Annotated in this window: 16 protein-coding genes and 1 tRNA gene; 8 read left to right on the forward strand and 9 right to left on the reverse strand. The window is 61.8% G+C overall.

The window, feature by feature from the left end; all coding sequences use genetic code 11:
• The first annotated feature begins 302 nt into the window (after positions 1 to 302).
• On the forward strand, positions 303 to 1007 hold the full coding sequence (locus QN222_RS11905) for a hypothetical protein (RefSeq protein WP_283963977.1): 705 nt from the start codon (positions 303 to 305) through the stop codon (positions 1005 to 1007).
• Between the two features lie 281 nt (positions 1008 to 1288).
• Here the strand turns inward: QN222_RS11905 and QN222_RS11910 are convergent.
• From QN222_RS11910 to QN222_RS11920, 3 genes are all read right to left on the reverse strand, one after another.
• Positions 1289 to 1365, reverse strand: a tRNA-Met gene (locus tag QN222_RS11910).
• Positions 1366 to 1499: 134 nt separating this feature from the next.
• Positions 1500 to 2696 carry a tRNA 2-thiouridine(34) synthase MnmA gene (mnmA, locus tag QN222_RS11915; protein WP_283963976.1) on the reverse strand — a complete coding sequence of 399 codons (1197 nt, stop codon included), beginning with the start codon at positions 2694 to 2696 and terminating at the stop codon, positions 1500 to 1502.
• 195 nt (positions 2697 to 2891) lie between these two features.
• Positions 2892 to 3638 carry a LuxR family transcriptional regulator gene (locus QN222_RS11920; protein WP_283963975.1) on the reverse strand — a complete coding sequence of 249 codons (747 nt, stop codon included), beginning with the start codon at positions 3636 to 3638 and terminating at the stop codon, positions 2892 to 2894.
• Between the two features lie 479 nt (positions 3639 to 4117).
• Between QN222_RS11920 and QN222_RS11925 the strand changes: the two genes are divergently transcribed.
• A complete protein-coding gene (locus tag QN222_RS11925; RefSeq protein WP_003527546.1) occupies positions 4118 to 4393 on the forward strand; it encodes a DUF1153 domain-containing protein in 276 nt (91 codons plus the stop codon).
• A gap of 163 nt (positions 4394 to 4556) precedes the next feature.
• Positions 4557 to 4838: a GNAT family N-acetyltransferase gene (locus tag QN222_RS11930; RefSeq protein WP_283963974.1), complete on the forward strand. Its 282-nt coding sequence runs from the start codon at positions 4557 to 4559 to the stop codon at positions 4836 to 4838.
• A 205-nt stretch (positions 4839 to 5043) separates the two neighbouring features.
• On the opposite strand, the gene QN222_RS11935 is transcribed toward QN222_RS11930, so the two are convergent.
• A complete protein-coding gene (locus QN222_RS11935) occupies positions 5044 to 5394 on the reverse strand; it encodes a flagellar export protein FliJ (protein ID WP_283963973.1) in 351 nt (116 codons plus the stop codon).
• A gap of 443 nt (positions 5395 to 5837) precedes the next feature.
• On the opposite strand from QN222_RS11935, the gene ctrA reads away from it, so the two are divergent.
• Positions 5838 to 6539, forward strand: a complete 702-nt coding sequence (gene ctrA, locus QN222_RS11940) for a response regulator transcription factor CtrA (protein ID WP_136508054.1) — start codon at positions 5838 to 5840, stop codon at positions 6537 to 6539.
• Between the two features lie 251 nt (positions 6540 to 6790).
• Here the strand turns inward: ctrA and QN222_RS11945 are convergent, their stop codons facing one another.
• Positions 6791 to 7153 (reverse strand): PleD family two-component system response regulator, encoded by a 363-nt coding sequence (locus tag QN222_RS11945; RefSeq protein WP_153436523.1) that lies wholly within the window; start codon positions 7151 to 7153, stop codon positions 6791 to 6793.
• Between the two features lie 251 nt (positions 7154 to 7404).
• Positions 7405 to 8052, reverse strand: a complete 648-nt coding sequence (gene chpT, locus QN222_RS11950) for a histidine phosphotransferase ChpT (protein ID WP_283963972.1) — start codon at positions 8050 to 8052, stop codon at positions 7405 to 7407.
• 354 nt (positions 8053 to 8406) lie between these two features.
• Here chpT and QN222_RS11955 point away from each other — a divergent pair, with 354 nt between their 5' ends.
• Entirely contained in the window at positions 8407 to 8994 is a 588-nt protein-coding gene (locus QN222_RS11955; RefSeq protein WP_283963971.1) for a DUF1134 domain-containing protein, read from the forward strand.
• Positions 8995 to 9221: 227 nt separating this feature from the next.
• Positions 9222 to 10370, forward strand: a complete 1149-nt coding sequence (locus tag QN222_RS11960) for a hypothetical protein (RefSeq protein ID WP_283963970.1) — start codon at positions 9222 to 9224, stop codon at positions 10368 to 10370.
• Between the two features lie 67 nt (positions 10371 to 10437).
• On the opposite strand, the gene QN222_RS11965 is transcribed toward QN222_RS11960, so the two are convergent.
• Together QN222_RS11965 and QN222_RS11970 are read right to left on the reverse strand one after the other, a co-directional pair.
• Positions 10438 to 11268, reverse strand: a complete 831-nt coding sequence (locus QN222_RS11965; protein WP_283963969.1) for an RNA methyltransferase — start codon at positions 11266 to 11268, stop codon at positions 10438 to 10440.
• A gap of 10 nt (positions 11269 to 11278) precedes the next feature.
• Positions 11279 to 11662, reverse strand: a complete 384-nt coding sequence (locus QN222_RS11970) for a hypothetical protein (protein WP_284005451.1) — start codon at positions 11660 to 11662, stop codon at positions 11279 to 11281.
• A gap of 29 nt (positions 11663 to 11691) precedes the next feature.
• On the opposite strand from QN222_RS11970, the gene QN222_RS11975 reads away from it, so the two are divergent.
• Positions 11692 to 12720, forward strand: coding sequence for an RluA family pseudouridine synthase (locus tag QN222_RS11975; RefSeq protein WP_283961299.1), 1029 nt, complete (start codon positions 11692 to 11694; stop codon positions 12718 to 12720).
• A 247-nt stretch (positions 12721 to 12967) separates the two neighbouring features.
• Complete coding sequence (gene rpoH, locus QN222_RS11980) at positions 12968 to 13873, forward strand: RNA polymerase sigma factor RpoH (RefSeq protein WP_283961300.1); 906 nt, start codon at positions 12968 to 12970, stop codon at positions 13871 to 13873.
• Between the two features lie 194 nt (positions 13874 to 14067).
• Here rpoH and QN222_RS11985 read toward each other — a convergent pair whose 3' ends face one another.
• Positions 14068 to 16350 (reverse strand): hypothetical protein, encoded by a 2283-nt coding sequence (locus QN222_RS11985; RefSeq protein WP_283961301.1) that lies wholly within the window; start codon positions 16348 to 16350, stop codon positions 14068 to 14070.
• Position 16351 lies beyond the last annotated feature (1 nt).

The following is a 16351-nucleotide window of genomic DNA, read 5'->3' on the forward strand; positions in this document are numbered from 1 at the left end:
GCAGTGGATCGTCATGCGGGCTTTATTTGCAGAAGCGTACCGGAATCGCTGAATCCGACCTTCCTCTCTCACCACTCCATGGATAGCGTCGCATCGTAGTTTCCCATTGGAGCTACATCTTTCCCCCGCATCCCTTGAAGGCAACGGGATGCGAAACTTGCCCCGCCATCGCGCGGGGCTTTTTCTTGGGGGGCGCGCTGAAATTGCGACGCAACCGACAATAGGCGTGGATTTATTCCTTGCAATTTGGACATTTTCTATATGCAGTGGGAAATTTTCCGATCACGGGAGGGGGCAGCTTCATGGGGTTTACGCAGAGCAATATCGAAGGCGCGGGCGGCGACTGGGAGCTAGCTGCCACGCTGAACGCCGATATGGATGCACTGCGCAGCCAGCGCATCCAAGTCCTTCCGCTGACGGGCGATCTCCGCCGGTCAAAATTAGCTTGGAAATACGCAGTTCTGCGGCAAAGTCTCACTTACCGCCTCGTGGATTTGGTCGATGCGGCCGTTGAACAATGGGGGGAAGGAAACTCGCTTGCCTGCATGGTCCTTGCCAGGGCCTTTTTCGAGACCGTCGCCGTCGTGCATTTCATTGAACAAAGTACGCGGAAGGCACTTGAAGCGAAAGACCTCGGGAGGCTCGATCAGCTGGCTATGCAGGCGACATTCGGCGGCAGGAGCGATTATTGGCGCATGGATAACGACCCTGCAATTAGCGTAATGACCGCCTTGGATAAGCTTAGCCGCGAGTTGCCGCGAGCTCGCGAATTCTACGAACATATATCAGAGGTCGCGCACCCGAACTCGCAAGGAACACACCAATTCTATTCGGTAACGGATACGCAGCGGATCGAGGTGACGTTCTCGCGCGAGAAGCGCAACCGAGGAAAAATTCTTGGCCACCTCATGGCAGCCCTCATCGGGCTTCCGTGGTCCATCCAGAAGCTCGCCGACATTGACGCGCTGATCCCGCAGATAGCGGACTTGCAAAGCCCTGCGCCTTAGTTCAGCTTAGCTACTGCCTTCTGCGCTTCGAGAACGATTACGCAGAGGTCCGTACTTGCCATCGCCTTCGGGCCGCTCGATACCGGATTGATCTGCACCGCCTGGAAGCCTGCGATGTCGCCTGCCTCGGCAAGCTCGGTCAGCTTTGCAAGCTTCGGCCGGTGATCGTCTATCAGTCCCGCCGCGCGAAGCGATCAAGCTCGAAATCAAAGCGAACGTCTCGGCCCTTCGCGGTGAGACCGTCAATTTGCCGCCGGAGCGTCGTAAAGTGCCTATTGGAATGGTAGCGGAGGAGGGATTCGAACCCCCGACACAAGGATTATGATTCCTCTGCTCTAACCTACTGAGCTACTCCGCCGCCGGTGCCGTGGAAGCTTCCGCTGGAAGCCCGTCTCGGCTGGACGGGCGGCTTATAAGGTGCTGTTCCGGCTAGTGTCAAGCAAAGTCTGCGGGAAAATGTGAACTTTTCCTGACGTTGCTGATCACACCTTCTCAAGCCGCCGCCGGCGCCTGCAAAAGCGCCTTGAGCGCCGCTTCCGCGCTGGGCTCGCGCTCGGATTTGCGGATGAAGCCGCCGCCATAGACGCGCGCGTCTTCGCCGGTGCCGGAATAAAGCGCGCAGGCCTGGCCGGGCGCCACGCCGGCCTCTCCCTCGGCAAGCTCGACATAAAGGCCATCGGCGTCGCTCTTCAGGACCGCCGGCATCGGCTGGCGGGTGGAACGCACCTTGGCGAAGCAGTCGAAGCCGCGGGCGGCGGCCTGCTCGAGCTCCTCGTCGCCCAGCCAGTTGACGTCGCGCAGATAGACGCGGCGCGTCTCCAGCGCCTCCTTCGGGCCGACGATGACACGGCGCGAGCGGGCGTCGAGATAGACGACGTAAAGCGGTTCGCCGGTGGCGACGCCGATGCCGCGCCGCTGGCCGATCGTGTAGTGCAGGATGCCGTCGTGGCTGCCGAGCACGCGGCCGTCGAGATGGACGATCTCGCCGGCAAGGGATGCATTCGGCTTCAGCTTCGAAACAATGTCGCTGTATTTGCCCTGCGGCACGAAGCAGATGTCCTGGCTGTCAGCCTTCTTGGCGACGATCAGGCCCATGTCTTCGGCAAGCGCCCGCGTCTCGGCCTTGGAAAGGCCGCCCAGGGGAAAGCGCAGATAATCGATCTGTTCCTGCGTGGTCGCGAACAGGAAATAGCTCTGGTCCCGCTCGGCGTCCGTCGGCCGGTAGAGCGCGCGCTGCCCCGCGTAACGCGGGTTCGGGCTCGGCCGGGAACGGATGTAGTGGCCGGTGGCGAGCGCATCGGCACCGAGTTCCTTGGCGGTCGCCAGCAGATCGGCGAACTTGACCGTCTGGTTGCAGGCAACGCAGGGGATCGGCGTCTCGCCGGCGATATAGCTTTCGGCGAAGGGATTGATCACCGTCTCGCGGAAGCGCGCCTCATAGTCGAGCACATAATGCGGAATGCCAAGCGTCTCGCAAACGCGCCGCGCATCGTCGATGTCCTGGCCGGCGCAGCAGGAGCCGGCGCGATGCACCGCCGCACCATGATCATAGAGCTGCAGCGTGATGCCGAGTACGTCGTAGCCCTCGCGTTTGAGCAGCCCCGCCACGACGGAGGAATCGACGCCGCCGGACATGGCGACGACGACACGCGTATCTTGGGGCTTGCGGTCAAAATCGAGACTGTTCACGGGATCCAATCCGGCATTTGCGGCGCCTGCGCCGATCGTTTGCGCCGCGCTGTTTCACGCTCCTGCCGCGGGCCTTCCGCAAAATGCGGCGCCGGCGGCATTTTCAAAGCTTTCTGTGCCGCGACATATAGAAACTTGTCCGCCCTGCGGCAAGGGCGGAGGTTTGGGCGGCGTTTTTGCGCCTGAACGACGCGGTCAGATCAGCTTCATCCGCATCGCCCGGGCGATCGCCTGCATGCGGTTGACGGCATCGAGCTTGCGGGTCGCGCTCTTGAAATAGCTGCTGACCGTGTAGGCGGAAATGCCAAGGATGATGGCGATCTCGTCGCTACTCTTGCCGGCCGCCGCCCAGCGCAGGCACTCGATCTCGCGGCCGGACAGTTTTTCACGGACCGTGCTGCCGGTATCAAAGGTGCGCTCGAGGCACTCGAAAAGCTGCACCAGCGTCAGGTAGAGCACCGCACGTTCGGCACCGACCGGCTCCTCGCGAGCGCCCGAAAGCATGACCACGAACGGTTCCCCATAGGTCGTATGCAAGAGCAAGGCAAAATGACGCACCATGTCGGGATCGGCCTCGATGCGGCGGACAGACACTTCCGCTCCGTCCCCGCGTGCCGCGTCCAGAAGCTCGGCGCCGCCTGCGAGCGGCAGCTTCGTCTGGCGCAGCCGTTCGACAAGGACGCTCGCGTGAAAGGCGCCGGAGGCATCGTACTGGCGAACCAGCTCGGCCGGCCAATTGCTGAGCACCAGGCTTTCGGAAAACCGCTGCTGTTCGGCAAGCGGCAGCCGCGCGATCAGGAAACGTTGAAAGCGATAGCGCGCGATCAATCTGCGCATCAGGTGCAGAAGCTCGTATTCCGTGCGCACCGACGCCGGATCGAATTCGAAAGACATGTCCTCGTCAGCCTCGCGCCGCAAGGCCGGCTCACTCGATTCCTTCATACCTTGTCACCACGTTGCCGGCACGCGTTCGACCGGTCGAGAATGGAATGCTCCGTTACAACCGGAGCGGCTCCAGCTGCCAGCTGAAATACAACCGGCTCTGCCCTGCTAGCCGTGCAAGCAACGCGGCCGGTCAAGAAAATATGTTGTGCCCAGGAGATAATTCCGGGAGCGTAAACGCGAACGCTCATTCTTTGATGAACGCCTCGCTACCAAAAATTTTAGTTGAAGTGAAATGTGGTAATTGCATGGCTCCCATGTGAAAACCACGCGAAACGCCAGGCTTTCCACGCAAAGCTCAAGGGAGTGGAGCAACGGAATGATCCGCTGGCATATTTTTTCTTTGGATGGTCGAAATCGCGCCACGGCTTTGAAGTGTCTCAAATTATGAGCAAATTGTTACCTGCCGCTTAGGCAAATGTTAAATGTGGCAGGCTAAGGTCGCGATCATATGGTCTTGAGTTTGTGTAGAGAGTCCCATGACCGAAATGATGCGACCACGCGTAAAGTATGTCATCGGCCCCGATGGCAGCCCTCTGACGATTGCGGATCTCCCGCCGGCGAACACCCGGCGCTGGGTTATCCGCCGGAAGGCTGAAGTCGTCGCCGCCGTGCGCGGTGGCCTTTTGAGCCTTGAAGAGGCATGCGAACGGTACACGCTGACCGTCGAGGAATTCCTTTCCTGGCAATCCTCCATCAACGACCACGGTCTTGCCGGGCTGCGCACCACGCGCATCCAGCAGTATCGCCACTGATTTCACCCGACAGGGCCATAGTTCGACACCGGCGGCTCGGGATCTTCCCGCAGCCGCCGGTGTCGTTTGATCGCATGTCCCTTTGAACCGCGCGCGATTCCGATCGCGGCAAATATGCTGTAGCATCCCCGCCGGCAGTAACAGATGCGGAGCGAGAAGATCGATGGAAATCGTCAACGAGGAAATCAATTCGAAGGGCCGCTATTCGGCGACCGTGGAGGGCTATACCGGCGAGATGACCTATTCCCGGTCCTCGCCGAGCTTGATCATCATCGATCACACGCTGGTGCCGGATGAATTGCGCGGCAAGGGTGTCGGGCAAGCGCTCGCAAAACACGCAGTCGAGGAGGCGCGTAAGGGTGGCTGGAAGATCATCCCGCTCTGCCCCTTCATGCGCGCGCAAGCCATGCGTCATCCCGAGTGGCAGGATGTGATCCAGGCGTAACCATCCGGGGGCGTAAGCGGGCTTGCGCAAGCATAGCGAGATCGCGAAAACGCGTACTTCTCCCCTGCTCCCTTTCCCTTTAGACGAACAGCTCGTCCGGTCAACAGCCTTAACCCGCCTTGCATCCGAACATGCGAGGCGGGTTCTCTTCGGGCTGTATCAACTGCCCCCCGGTCAACCCGAAGGCGGCAGCGCTGTCATCCGATCAGGCGCGCAGGCGGGCGCCGGTGTCTCGTTCCTCGAGCGCCGCCGCTTTCGCGTATTCGGCCTGGACCTCCTCGAGCGCAAGTTCGGCCGCATCCTGCTGCGCCTTCAGCTCGCGAATCGATACCTGGAGATTGTCGGCTCTTTGGCGGGCGGCCTTGGCGAAGGTGGGATAGGCAAAATGCGCGGGATCGGAAATTCCCGATTTCTTCTCTTCGAATGTAATCTGACTTTCCAGATCCTTGGTCATTCGCTCGAACTCAGACATCATCATCTGAAGCTGGTTCAACTGACGCTGCTTCTCCCGGACCTGAAATTCCTTCAGGCGGACAAGGCTCTCACGTGCTTTCATACGCAATACTCCCGTGGATACCGAGACCCCGGTTACTGATCCTGACCCGTCGCGCCGGCCCCGTGGCGGCCGGAAACAAAAAATCGAAGCGACATTAACAAAGGCCTACCGCTGGTAACCTTTCGTTTACGGGCATCGTTAATCATAGGCGTGATGATTTAAGGCTCCGTAAATGCTGAAGCACGAAATGTGGCACTTCGCCATTAACGAGTCGGAAGAGTCAGATAACGGCGTTTCCTCATGTACTACATGAGAAGTGCCATTTGAGATTCACGTTTGGAATCAGGAGACTGCAAAAAATATTTAACAATCTCGATACACCTTGCCAGAGTGAATCAGAATTTGTTAACCATTTGGTGGCAGCCTCCAAATCAGGCAACGACTGGATCCGTATCGCGTAAGGGGGCCACGGACGACCTTGGGCGGCGGAAAAGGGGAAAATTATGCGGGTTCTACTGATCGAAGACGATAGCGCGACAGCTCAAAGCATTGAGCTGATGCTTAAGTCCGAGAGTTTCAACGTTTATACGACCGATCTCGGTGAAGAAGGCGTCGATCTCGGCAAGCTTTATGACTACGATATCATTCTTCTCGACCTGAACCTGCCGGACATGTCCGGTTATGAGGTCCTGAGGACGCTGCGCTTGTCGAAGGTGAAAACCCCGATTCTCATCCTGTCGGGCATGGCGGGGATCGAAGACAAGGTGCGCGGCTTGGGTTTCGGCGCAGACGACTACATGACCAAGCCCTTCCACAAGGACGAGCTGGTCGCGCGCATCCACGCGATCGTCCGTCGCTCCAAGGGCCATGCCCAGTCGGTGATCTCGACCGGCGAGCTGATCGTCAATCTCGACGCCAAGACCGTGGAAGTCGGCGGCCAGCGCGTGCATCTGACCGGCAAGGAATATCAGATGCTGGAGCTCCTCTCGCTCCGCAAGGGCACGACGCTCACCAAGGAAATGTTCCTCAACCATCTCTACGGCGGCATGGACGAGCCGGAGCTGAAGATCATCGACGTCTTCATCTGCAAGCTGCGCAAGAAGCTCGCAAACGCCGCCGGCGGTGCCAACTACATCGAGACCGTCTGGGGACGCGGCTACGTCTTGCGCGAACCGGACGGCAACGACTACCTGGAAACGGCCTGATTTCGGTAGCCTCTCGGTCGAGGCCCCGCATTTCCTCGCCCGCTCGAACTGCCACACCGGATCGAAGAACCCGCCCGCCTCTCAGGCGGGTTTTTCTTTGGTGCCGACCTTCATTCCACTCGCAATGCAATGAAGAGGAAAGCGACACCACTATTCCCTCGTCCGGATCGACGTCGGGCATGCCGCAGGGCGCAAGCAAAAAAGCCGCGGCATGCCGCGGCCCGTGCAGATCGTGATGCTTTGAAGGCCTGTCAGGCGGCCATTGACTGGCTGGCGAAAACGCTGGTCAGGATCTTGCGGTCGAAGGGTTTCAGCAGGAAGTCGTCGGCGCCCGCGCGCTTGCCTGCCATCATCTTCTTCAGGTCCGCTTCGACGACACAATAATAGATGCGCACCGACGTGCCGTTTGGCAGGTGCCGGATATTGGCAATCAGATCGAGTGCACCGTCCAGCGCCGCATCGACGATCAGAATGTTCGGCAGCTCGGCTTCGCAGCGCACCAGCGCATCAAGGCTGCTCGGCGCCTCGAGCACCAGGAATCCCATGCCCGAAAGGATGCGCTTTCCAACTTTCCTGACAGCCTCCGAGCCATCAGCAATCATCAAGCGCCGCATGTCCAAACTCCTTCACGCTATACTTGCACGCGCATCATGAAACAAATCTTATACAGATTTGGCAAAGAAACCGTTACGACGAATACTTAATATTTTCTTCTGATCAGGACGCCGACGCTCAACACCTCTCAATAGCACGAGCGACGGGCGCAATGCCGAGGCCGCATATAAAAGACCCTCCGGCAGGCTGAGCCGAAGGGTCGGATGCGTGTCGATCGACGTCGCCCGGCGAACGGGACGAATAGGATGCGCTAGGCGGCCTCGGACTTCGCCGTGAACACGATCTCCTCGCCGGTCGAAACGACATCGATCGTCATTCCGGCCTCCTCGCCCAACAGGACGGCGTAGTAGGGCTGGATCGAATGCGCGTCGACAGCCTCCTCCGGGGTGCCGGAAAGCAATTCCATCAGCTTCGGGTTGACCCGCATCATCCGGCCCTTGGCGACAAGCGTGAAGGTCGCGTCGAATTCGGGGTTTTCCAACGTGACATCGATCGAACCGCCGCGCGGGATCGAGCCATAGGCGATCAGGAAGAGGTTGAGGAGAAGCTTGACGCGGTTCTTGGCGATGATCGCGCGCGGGCCGTTCCAATTGATCTCGGTCTTCTTTTCCGCTGCCGCGAAATCCTTTGCCGCCTTTTCGGCTTCGCCCGTGTCGATCGACGCCCCGACCGATCCGGAGGCACCGAAAGCAAGCCGCGCGAACTTCAGGCGGACGGAGGCGTTGAGCGCGCTGGTGCGGATGAGGTCCATCGCGTCCGCATCTGCTCCCCCCTCGTCCAGGAGTTCGAGGCCGTTGTTGATGGCGCCGACCGGCGAGATGATGTCGTGGCAAACCCGGCTGCAGAGCAGTGCGGCCAGATCGGGTCCCGTCAGTGTCAGGTTCGGATTCTTTGCCATCATTCTTCCTTGTTCGCTATCCGTCTGCCGGCGCCGCCGCCGCACGTTCTTGCCCCGCAACCAAAGCTTCCGCACGACCATGGCACGGGCCATGAATCGCGCGGGCGCGGCCGGTAATCAATAGGCCATAATGACATCACATTTGGTAAACCGATTGTTAAGATGATCGGTTCAAATTGCTGGAGCATCCCGAATTCAGCTCGAATCGCTGGAGGATGCGCGGCCGGAACCAGTTTTCACGCTTTTCCGCGCCCGCCCCTGGAACTGGACAAGACCCGCGCCCGACGCGCAGCCGATGCAAATGCCGGCCATGACAGCCGGCGCAGGTCACTTTCGTGCCTGACGGAGGAAACGATGCAGCCGTTCATGAAGGCAACCAACGTGGTTGTTCGCGCTATCCTGACGATGATGCTGATAGCCGGCGCCATGTCTGCCGCCCACGCCCAGTCCCCGAACAACAGCCAGTACACGATGCAGGAAATCGTCGATGCCGGCCACAGCTTCTTCGGGGAGACCTCGGGCGGACTTGCCAAGGTCGTCGAGCGCGCCTTCGAGCGCTACGGCCTGCCGAATGGCTACATTCTCGGACAGGAAGGTTCCGGCGCCTTCATCGCCGGCCTCACCTACGGCGAGGGCGAGCTCTATACGAAGAACGTCGGACAGCACACGGTCTTCTGGCAGGGTCCCTCGCTCGGGCTCGATTGGGGCGGCCAGGGCAGCCGCGCCATGATGCTCGTCTACAACCTCCCCAGCGTTCCGGCACTCTACAAGCGCTTCGGCGGCGTTTCCGGCTCGGCTTACGTTGTCGCCGGCGTCGGCATGACCGTATTGACGGACGAGCAGGTTGTCGTCGTGCCGATCCGCACCGGCATCGGCGCAAGGCTTGGCCTCAACGTCGGCTACCTCAAGCTGACGCAGCAGCCGACGTGGAACCCCTTCTGAGGCGCTTCAAGCGGCGGCTTGTTCCAGCTGGGCCGCTGATCACGCCCTCGGCGAATGCAACTCTCACCTCTCCGTCTCACCGAAATTGGCGCGTCTGAAAAGGCGCGCTTTCCTGTTGCAGCCCTTGCAGCATTCCAGCCATCATGTTTACTGCGGAAGAAGCACTGAGATGGCGCCCGGTCTCCGCGGCGGGCAATCCATCCGATCCAGATTGAAACGGCCAGCTCGTGATTGAATATGCGCTCCTCTTTGCCCTGGGCTTCCTGACGGCGGTCGTCATCGGCCTGATGATCGCCCCCGCCATCCAAAGGCGCATCGTGCGCTTTGCGGAGGATCGCCTCAAGGCAACCATGCCGCTCAGCCCGCAGGAGGTGCGCGCGCAGAGGGATGCCGCCCGCGCCACCTATGCTGCCGAAAATGCCAAGGCCCAGCAAGCGCTCCGGCGCGAACGCGACAAGACCGTCACGCTGATGCTGCAAAACGAAAATACCCTCCGTGAGGCGCGCAGGCTTGCCGGAGAAAACGCCGATCTGCAGACTCAACTGGCCGACATGAACGTGGAAGCGGCCGACATGCGTTCCACGGTCCGCCAACTCGAGCAACGTCTCGAGCAGATGAAGGCAACCTTCGAGACCTCGGAAAGGGACAACGGCGCCAAGAGCGATACGATCCGCACGCTCAACGGCCAGATGGACAAACACTCGGCGGATATCGACAATCTTCGGATAGACCTCGCCGCACGCGAAACCGAGATCGAGCATCTGAAGAGCCGGGTCGCCGCGCTGCATGACGAGCGCCAGGGGCTGCGCGGCGATCTCAAGGCCGAGAATGCCCGCGCACGGGAATTGGAGTTACGGCTCAGCCGGGACGAGGCCCGGATACGCCAGCTCGAAACCGCCGTCGCACGCGAAGCCGCCATCAATGTGGACCGCGAGAAAGCGCTCGCGAGGCGGGCGGACGAAATCGACAAATTGAAGGCGCGCCTGAAAGAGTTGAACCAGGAAATGCGCGAAGCGACGAAGGTCCTTCGCGCCGCCGGCCTGGCTATTCCGAAAAAGGCCGTCGCTGCGGACGCCGCGACCGCCGAGCCACAGGCAGAAGCAATGCAATCCCCTGGGACCACCATACTGACTGAAGACCTGCGCAACCGCTCCACGGCGCTTTCGGAGCGCCTGATAAACGCCAAGTCCGCCGCGCATGACGAGGCGCTGCGGCAGGAGATCGCCGATATCGCCGCGGGCATGATTGCGCTGACGGCCGCGAGCGAAGGCAAGGCGTCGCCGATCCGCGGCCTGCTCGCCGGCGAGGAGACGGACCCGGCGCCAACCCGCAAGAGTCTCGCAAGCCGCGCCAAGGATATCCTGCCGCCGGAGTGAGCGCGCTGGAACGTGAACGCGCCCTCGCCGCGTCGTCAGCAGGCTTGACCGCCGCAAGGCGCGAGCTTCAAAGCCGCGTGTTGATCAGTGCAACCTGATGCAGTGCTATGCCGGCAGCCATCGCGACGTTCAGGCTGTCGAGACCCGGCCGCTGGCGGATGCGCGCGGTGTGGATCGCAGACAGGATAGTCGCCGGCAGCCCTTCGCCTTCGGTGCCGACGAGAAGCGCCGTGCGTGGCGCTGGCGGAATGTCGCTGATGTCGACCGTGCCGCGCGGCGACAGCCCCCAGATCGCGAAACCGGCGGCCTGAAGTCGTTCGATCAGTGCAGCTCCCGTCCCCTCACGTGCGAACGGCATCGTCAGCACCGATCCGACCGACACCCGGATCGCCTTGCGGTACATCGGATCGCAGCTCGTTGCATCCATGAGGACGGCGTCGACGCCGAAGGCCGCGGCATTGCGAAACAACGAGCCCATGTTGTCGTGGTTCGAGATCCCGCAGGCGGCGAGGACGAGGCTCTCTGCCGGAAGCCTGGCGATGAGCGAATCCCGGTCCGGCATCGCTTCGCGCCGCCCGAGCGCCAGCACGCCGCGATGCATGTTGAAGCCGGCGATCGCGTCGAATACCCGACCATCCGCCACGTAGACGGGAATATCGGCCGGAAGTTCCGCAAGCAGTTCGGTCAAGCCGCCAACACGGCTCTCGAGCAGCAGGATCGCCTCGGCGGCGATGCCACGCCGGGCGCGATGAGCTGCGGCCAGCATGCGGAGCACGACCGTGCCTTCGGCGATGAAGCGACCCTGCCGCCCCGTTAGATCTCGTTCCTTGATCGCGACGAACCCGGCGATGCGGGCGTCGGACGGATCATCGATGCGGATGAGGGCGGGCAGCGTCATGGCGATGCCGTCAATTGGTCCTGACGGTGATGTCGGCGACGATGCGCCCGGCAGGAATGTCGAACACGATCGCACGCGGCTCGGCGCCTGGCAGGCTGCCATAGAACAGCACCTGCGACCCGGAGAGCGCGACATTGCTCACCGAAAACCCGGCCGGCAGCGCGGCGATCGCGCTTACCGGCGCGTCGCTCGGCACGCTCACGGCCACCGGCGCTGCCTCCGCGCCACCATTCGTTCGGGTCACCTTGTAGACAATCGTCCCGAGGACAGCCATAAGCATGACGAGCATCACGCCGGCCGAGACGAGCTGCAGGCGCACCATCTTGCGACGGACATTCTCCATCGCGGGATCAAGCGGCTTTTCTTCCTGTTCATCGGGCTCGATTGCAGTCATGGCTGGCTTTCTGTCGGAATTGAAACGGAATGAACGATCCCTTTAAACAAGCGGCCGGCAATAGGAAAGTCCTGAAGGCCAACGAGGACGCGGCGGGAAGGCTGGACGCCTTCCTCACGGGCGCGCTTTCGGGCGAATTTTCCCGCAATCGCATCAAGAGCCTGATCGAGCAGGGCGCGGTCGCGATCAACGGCAAGACGATCACCGAGCCGAAGCGGAAGGTGCATCCCGGCGACGTGTTCGAGATCGTCTTGCCTGAGCCCGAGGATCCCGAACCGAAGGGCGAGGAGATCCCCCTCGACGTGCTTTATGAGGACGATGACCTGATCGTGCTTGTGAAACCGGCCGGCCTGGTCGTGCACCCGGGTGCCGGTAACTGGACGGGCACGCTCGTCAACGCGCTTATCCACCATTGCGGCGACAGTCTCTCCGGCATCGGCGGCGTCAGGCGGCCGGGTATCGTTCACCGGCTCGACAAGGAAACGAGCGGCGTCATGGTCGTGGCAAAGAACGATGTTGCCCACCGTCACCTTTCGGACCAGTTTGCCGACCACGGGCGCACCGGGCCACTCGAGCGCGCCTATCAGGCGGTCGTCTGGGGGCGTCCCCGGCAATTGAAGGGGACGATCAACGCCTCGCTGGGACGCGCCGCAGACCGCACGAAGCGGGCCGTCAAGCACGAGGAGAGCGACGACGCGCGCGAAGCCATCACCCATTATGAAGTGGTCGAGCGTTACCATGAAAAACCCGATGGCACCTGCCTCGCCTCGACCGTGACCTGTCACCTCGAAACGGGCCGCACCCACCAGATCCGCGTTCACATGGCCCATATCGGTCACCCGCTGATCGGCGACCCTGAATACGGTGCAGCCTTCCGGACCAAAGCCAATCTGCTGCCCGATCTGGCGAAAGCCGTGGTCAACCGCTTTCACCGGCAGGCGCTGCACGCCTTCATGCTGCAGTTCGAGCACCCGACGACAGGCGAGACGATGCATTTCGAGGCACCCATGCCCTTAGACATGGAGGCCTTGGTTGCGGCCTTGCGCGTGGAAGAGTGATCCTACGGCGCCGCGCGTCTGACGCGCAAAGGATGGTGCGCAGCCCTTGAATTCTTGGTTCCGGATTCCAATCTTATAGAAGCTTCAACTTGCGCCATTCCTTTCCCCGGTCTCACGACAGCGTGAAACCGGAGTCCTTGAATCATGCTTTCGCCGTACTTATCTTCTAGGCTCGTGGGGTCTTGACGAAGACCCACATGCCCGGTCTGCCGTCCCGGAGGCCGGAGACGCAAAAAGGGGGTGCTTCATGGCCCGCAATACTTTGCCGACCATTACCGCTGGAGAGGGCGGTCTCAACCGTTATCTCGACGAAATCCGCAAATTTCCAATGCTCGAACCGCAGGAAGAGTACATGCTCGCCAAGCGGTACCAGGAGCATGACGACCGCAGTGCTGCGCACAAGCTGGTGACGAGCCATCTTCGCCTCGTCGCCAAGATCGCGATGGGCTATCGCGGCTACGGCCTGCCGATCGGCGAAGTCGTATCGGAAGGCAACGTCGGCCTGATGCAGGCCGTCAAGAAATTCGAACCCGATCGCGGCTTCCGGCTCGCGACCTACGCGATGTGGTGGATCAAGGCTGCGATCCAGGAATATATCCTGCGCTCCTGGTCGCTCGTCAAAATGGGTACGACCGCCAACCAGAAACGGCTGTTCTTCAACCTGCGGCGGCTGAAAGGGCGCATTCAGGCGCTCGACGAGGGAGACCTCAAGCCCGAGCAGGTAAAGGAAATCGCGACGACCCTTAAGGTCAGCGAGGACGAAGTTGTTTCGATGAACCGTCGCCTTTCGGGCGATGCCTCGCTGAACGCGCCGATCAAGGCAAGCGAGGGCGACTCCGGCCAGTGGCAGGATTGGCTTGTCGATGACCACGACAACCAGGAAGAGATCCTGATCGAACAGGACGAACTCGACAATCGCCGGGCCTTGCTCGCGAGCGCGATGAAGGTGCTGAACGATCGCGAGCGTCGCATTTTCGAGGCCCGCCGGCTGGCCGAGGATCCGGTAACGCTGGAGGACCTCTCGACGGAGTTCGACATCAGCCGCGAACGTGTCCGGCAGATCGAAGTCCGCGCTTTCGAGAAGGTGCAGGATGCCGTTCGCAAGGCAGCGCTGGAGCGCTCGAGCGCCTTGCGTGTCGTCGAGGGCGCATAAAGGATCGTTCGACTGCATGTCTCCTTAAATCGACCTCGGTTTAAGGACAAAGACATGCAGCAATTCAAAGTGCTACAGCGACCTTTGCGCGTCTGATAAGACGCGCGGCGCTGTAGGCGATGCTGGACAAACGAAAAATCCCGGCCGGGTTGCCCCCTGCCGGGATTTTTTTCGTCGGCGTGTTTCGCTACGGGCTATTGGCTGCTCGCGGCCGTATTGCCGAGCGTGCTCCACGCCTGCATGGCCTTGTTGAAGGCCTCGACTCCCGCCGCCCCTTTCTCCAACGTCAGCAGGGCACGGCGTCCGTTCCGATAGGTGATCGGGATATCGATCCAGCTGCGGCTGCGCAGCAGTTCCATGTTGTTGCCGACCGCTTCGGCAAAGTCGTTGAGCGCGATCATGTGGAAATCGTCGGTGATCTTCGCCGGGACGGCGATCAGCGGATCGCCGCGGTCCTGCTCGGTGCGCTTCATCGAAACGCGCTGGACGCCGTCGATCGCGCCGCCCTCGAAGTTCTCCGGAAGAGAGAACACGAATTCGATCACGTGGCTTGCCGGCAGTGACGGATCGGCATTGCGCTTGATCGTCATCAGCGCGGTCAAACCTCGATCGGGAACGGTGATCTGGGCCTGGATGGCGGGCTCGGGCTTGGCGTCGCCGCCCGGCGACTCATCCTTGATCGACCACGCGACGGTCCCCGGTATCGCTGTCGGCGACGACTGGCCGAGCCGCTCCTCGTAAAGGAACATCTTTTCCCCATCGGCGACGGAGATCTCCGCCTGACTGGCCTGACCGGGATTCTGGGCTTGTCCGGCGTTCTGGCCCGTTGCCGTCGCGGCGGCTTGCTCTCCAGCCGGCGGCAGTGTTGCGGCGACGCTGCCCTGTGCCTGTCCAGCCTCCGTCTGAGGAGCGACGGATTTGCCCTCCTGCGAGACTTCCGTGCCGTTCGCGCCGGCTGGACCGTCATCCACTTCAGAGCCGTCGGCGAGCAGACGCTGGGTGAACTTCGTGGAGCTGTCCTCGGTCCGCGCCGTTTCAGGCGCACCCGGCTGTGCGCTTGACTGATCGGCAGGGGCGTTCTCACCGGCAGGCGCTTCTGGGGCCTCCGGCGCTTCCGGCATGATCTTCGCGATCAGCCCCGAGAGCCACGCGTTGCCCGCCTCCCTGTTCTGCCAATAGGCATAACCGCCGCCGCCAAGGAGAAGCGCAATCACGGCACCGATCGCCAATCGCTTGAAATTGAACCGGGAAGGCTTGGGCGTCGCGCGGTAGGACGATGGCCGGGCTGGCGCGGCGACCGGAGACTCGCTGCCGCTCTCCTTGGTCGCAGTTGCCGTCCCGTTGGTGGCCCCTGCCCCGCCGTTCTCGCCGAAACCGAGCAAGTCGTCGATGTGGTCCCAGGCGGTGCTGGCGCGTTCTTCCTGGCTCGCGGGCACAGGCGCTTTTTCCACCGGCCACGACCATTCGCTAATATCAGCGTCGGCAGACTTATCCTTCTTGCTCTCCGTTGTGGCCGCGAAGGGATCGCCTTCGTCGAAGGACCAGGAGCGCGACGGTTCCGCCTCGCCGGCAGGCTGCGCAGACTCGGCCCTTTCCGGTTCCACCGGATGAATTCCCAGCAGCTCGGGTGCTGGCGAAGACGAATCCTCGGGCGCCACCTCAGCGTCGGCCGCCGTCGTCGGAGTCGTATCGTCCCACTCTGGCAAGGCCCATTCCGACGTGGCCGATTTCGTCGTGTCTTCCTCGCTCGGCTGAGGCTCGGAGTGTACCGGCTCCACATGATCGGGCTGAGGTTCGGCCTGTTCGCCGCGGAGCTCGTCCGCGTGCGCTTCAGGCTGCTCGATAGGTTCAACCGGCGGCGCCTGTTCGGCTTCGTATTCGCGCGCGGCCGGCTGCTCCTCGGTCCAAGAAGGCCCTTGCGCCGCTGCCGTTTCCTCAGCCGGTTCGTCGGTCTCTATTTCGCGCGCCGGTTCGGACGGAGCGCCATCGTCATAAGCGGCGATCGGTTCGTGTTGCGCAGCATCAGCGTCGACCGGTCCGGCCTGCGGCTGCTCGTCCGCGGCCTCGGCGCTGGCCGACACCGGTTCTTCGGCGCCCGTCTCCTCGCCTGCAGGCTCCTCGACTTGCTCTTCCGACGGCGCGTGTTCCGGTTCTGCAGCGACGCGCGTGGCAGACTCCGGTTCGGTCGAGGCAGGCGGCTCGTGCTCGATCGGCGTATCCGCCACGCCCGGCGCGACCGCTTCGGTTTCCTCGACCGCGGCGAGCGCCTCCGCATGTTCGCTTTCGACTTCGCCGATTGCCTGTTCCAGCTTGTTGAGCTGGCGGTTGATCATGTCGTCCGATGGCCGCGGGTTCATGTTTTCGAGTTGCCGGCGCACAGCACTGCGCGCCTTCTCGTAAACCTTGCCTCGCATTTCCGGTGTGTTTTCCGACAGGCCGTCTACGGTCCTGCGAATAACTGCAACAAAATCTGCCATC

It is taken from the genome of Sinorhizobium sp. 6-70 (assembly GCF_030124375.1).
Lineage (GTDB): Bacteria > Pseudomonadota > Alphaproteobacteria > Rhizobiales > Rhizobiaceae > Sinorhizobium.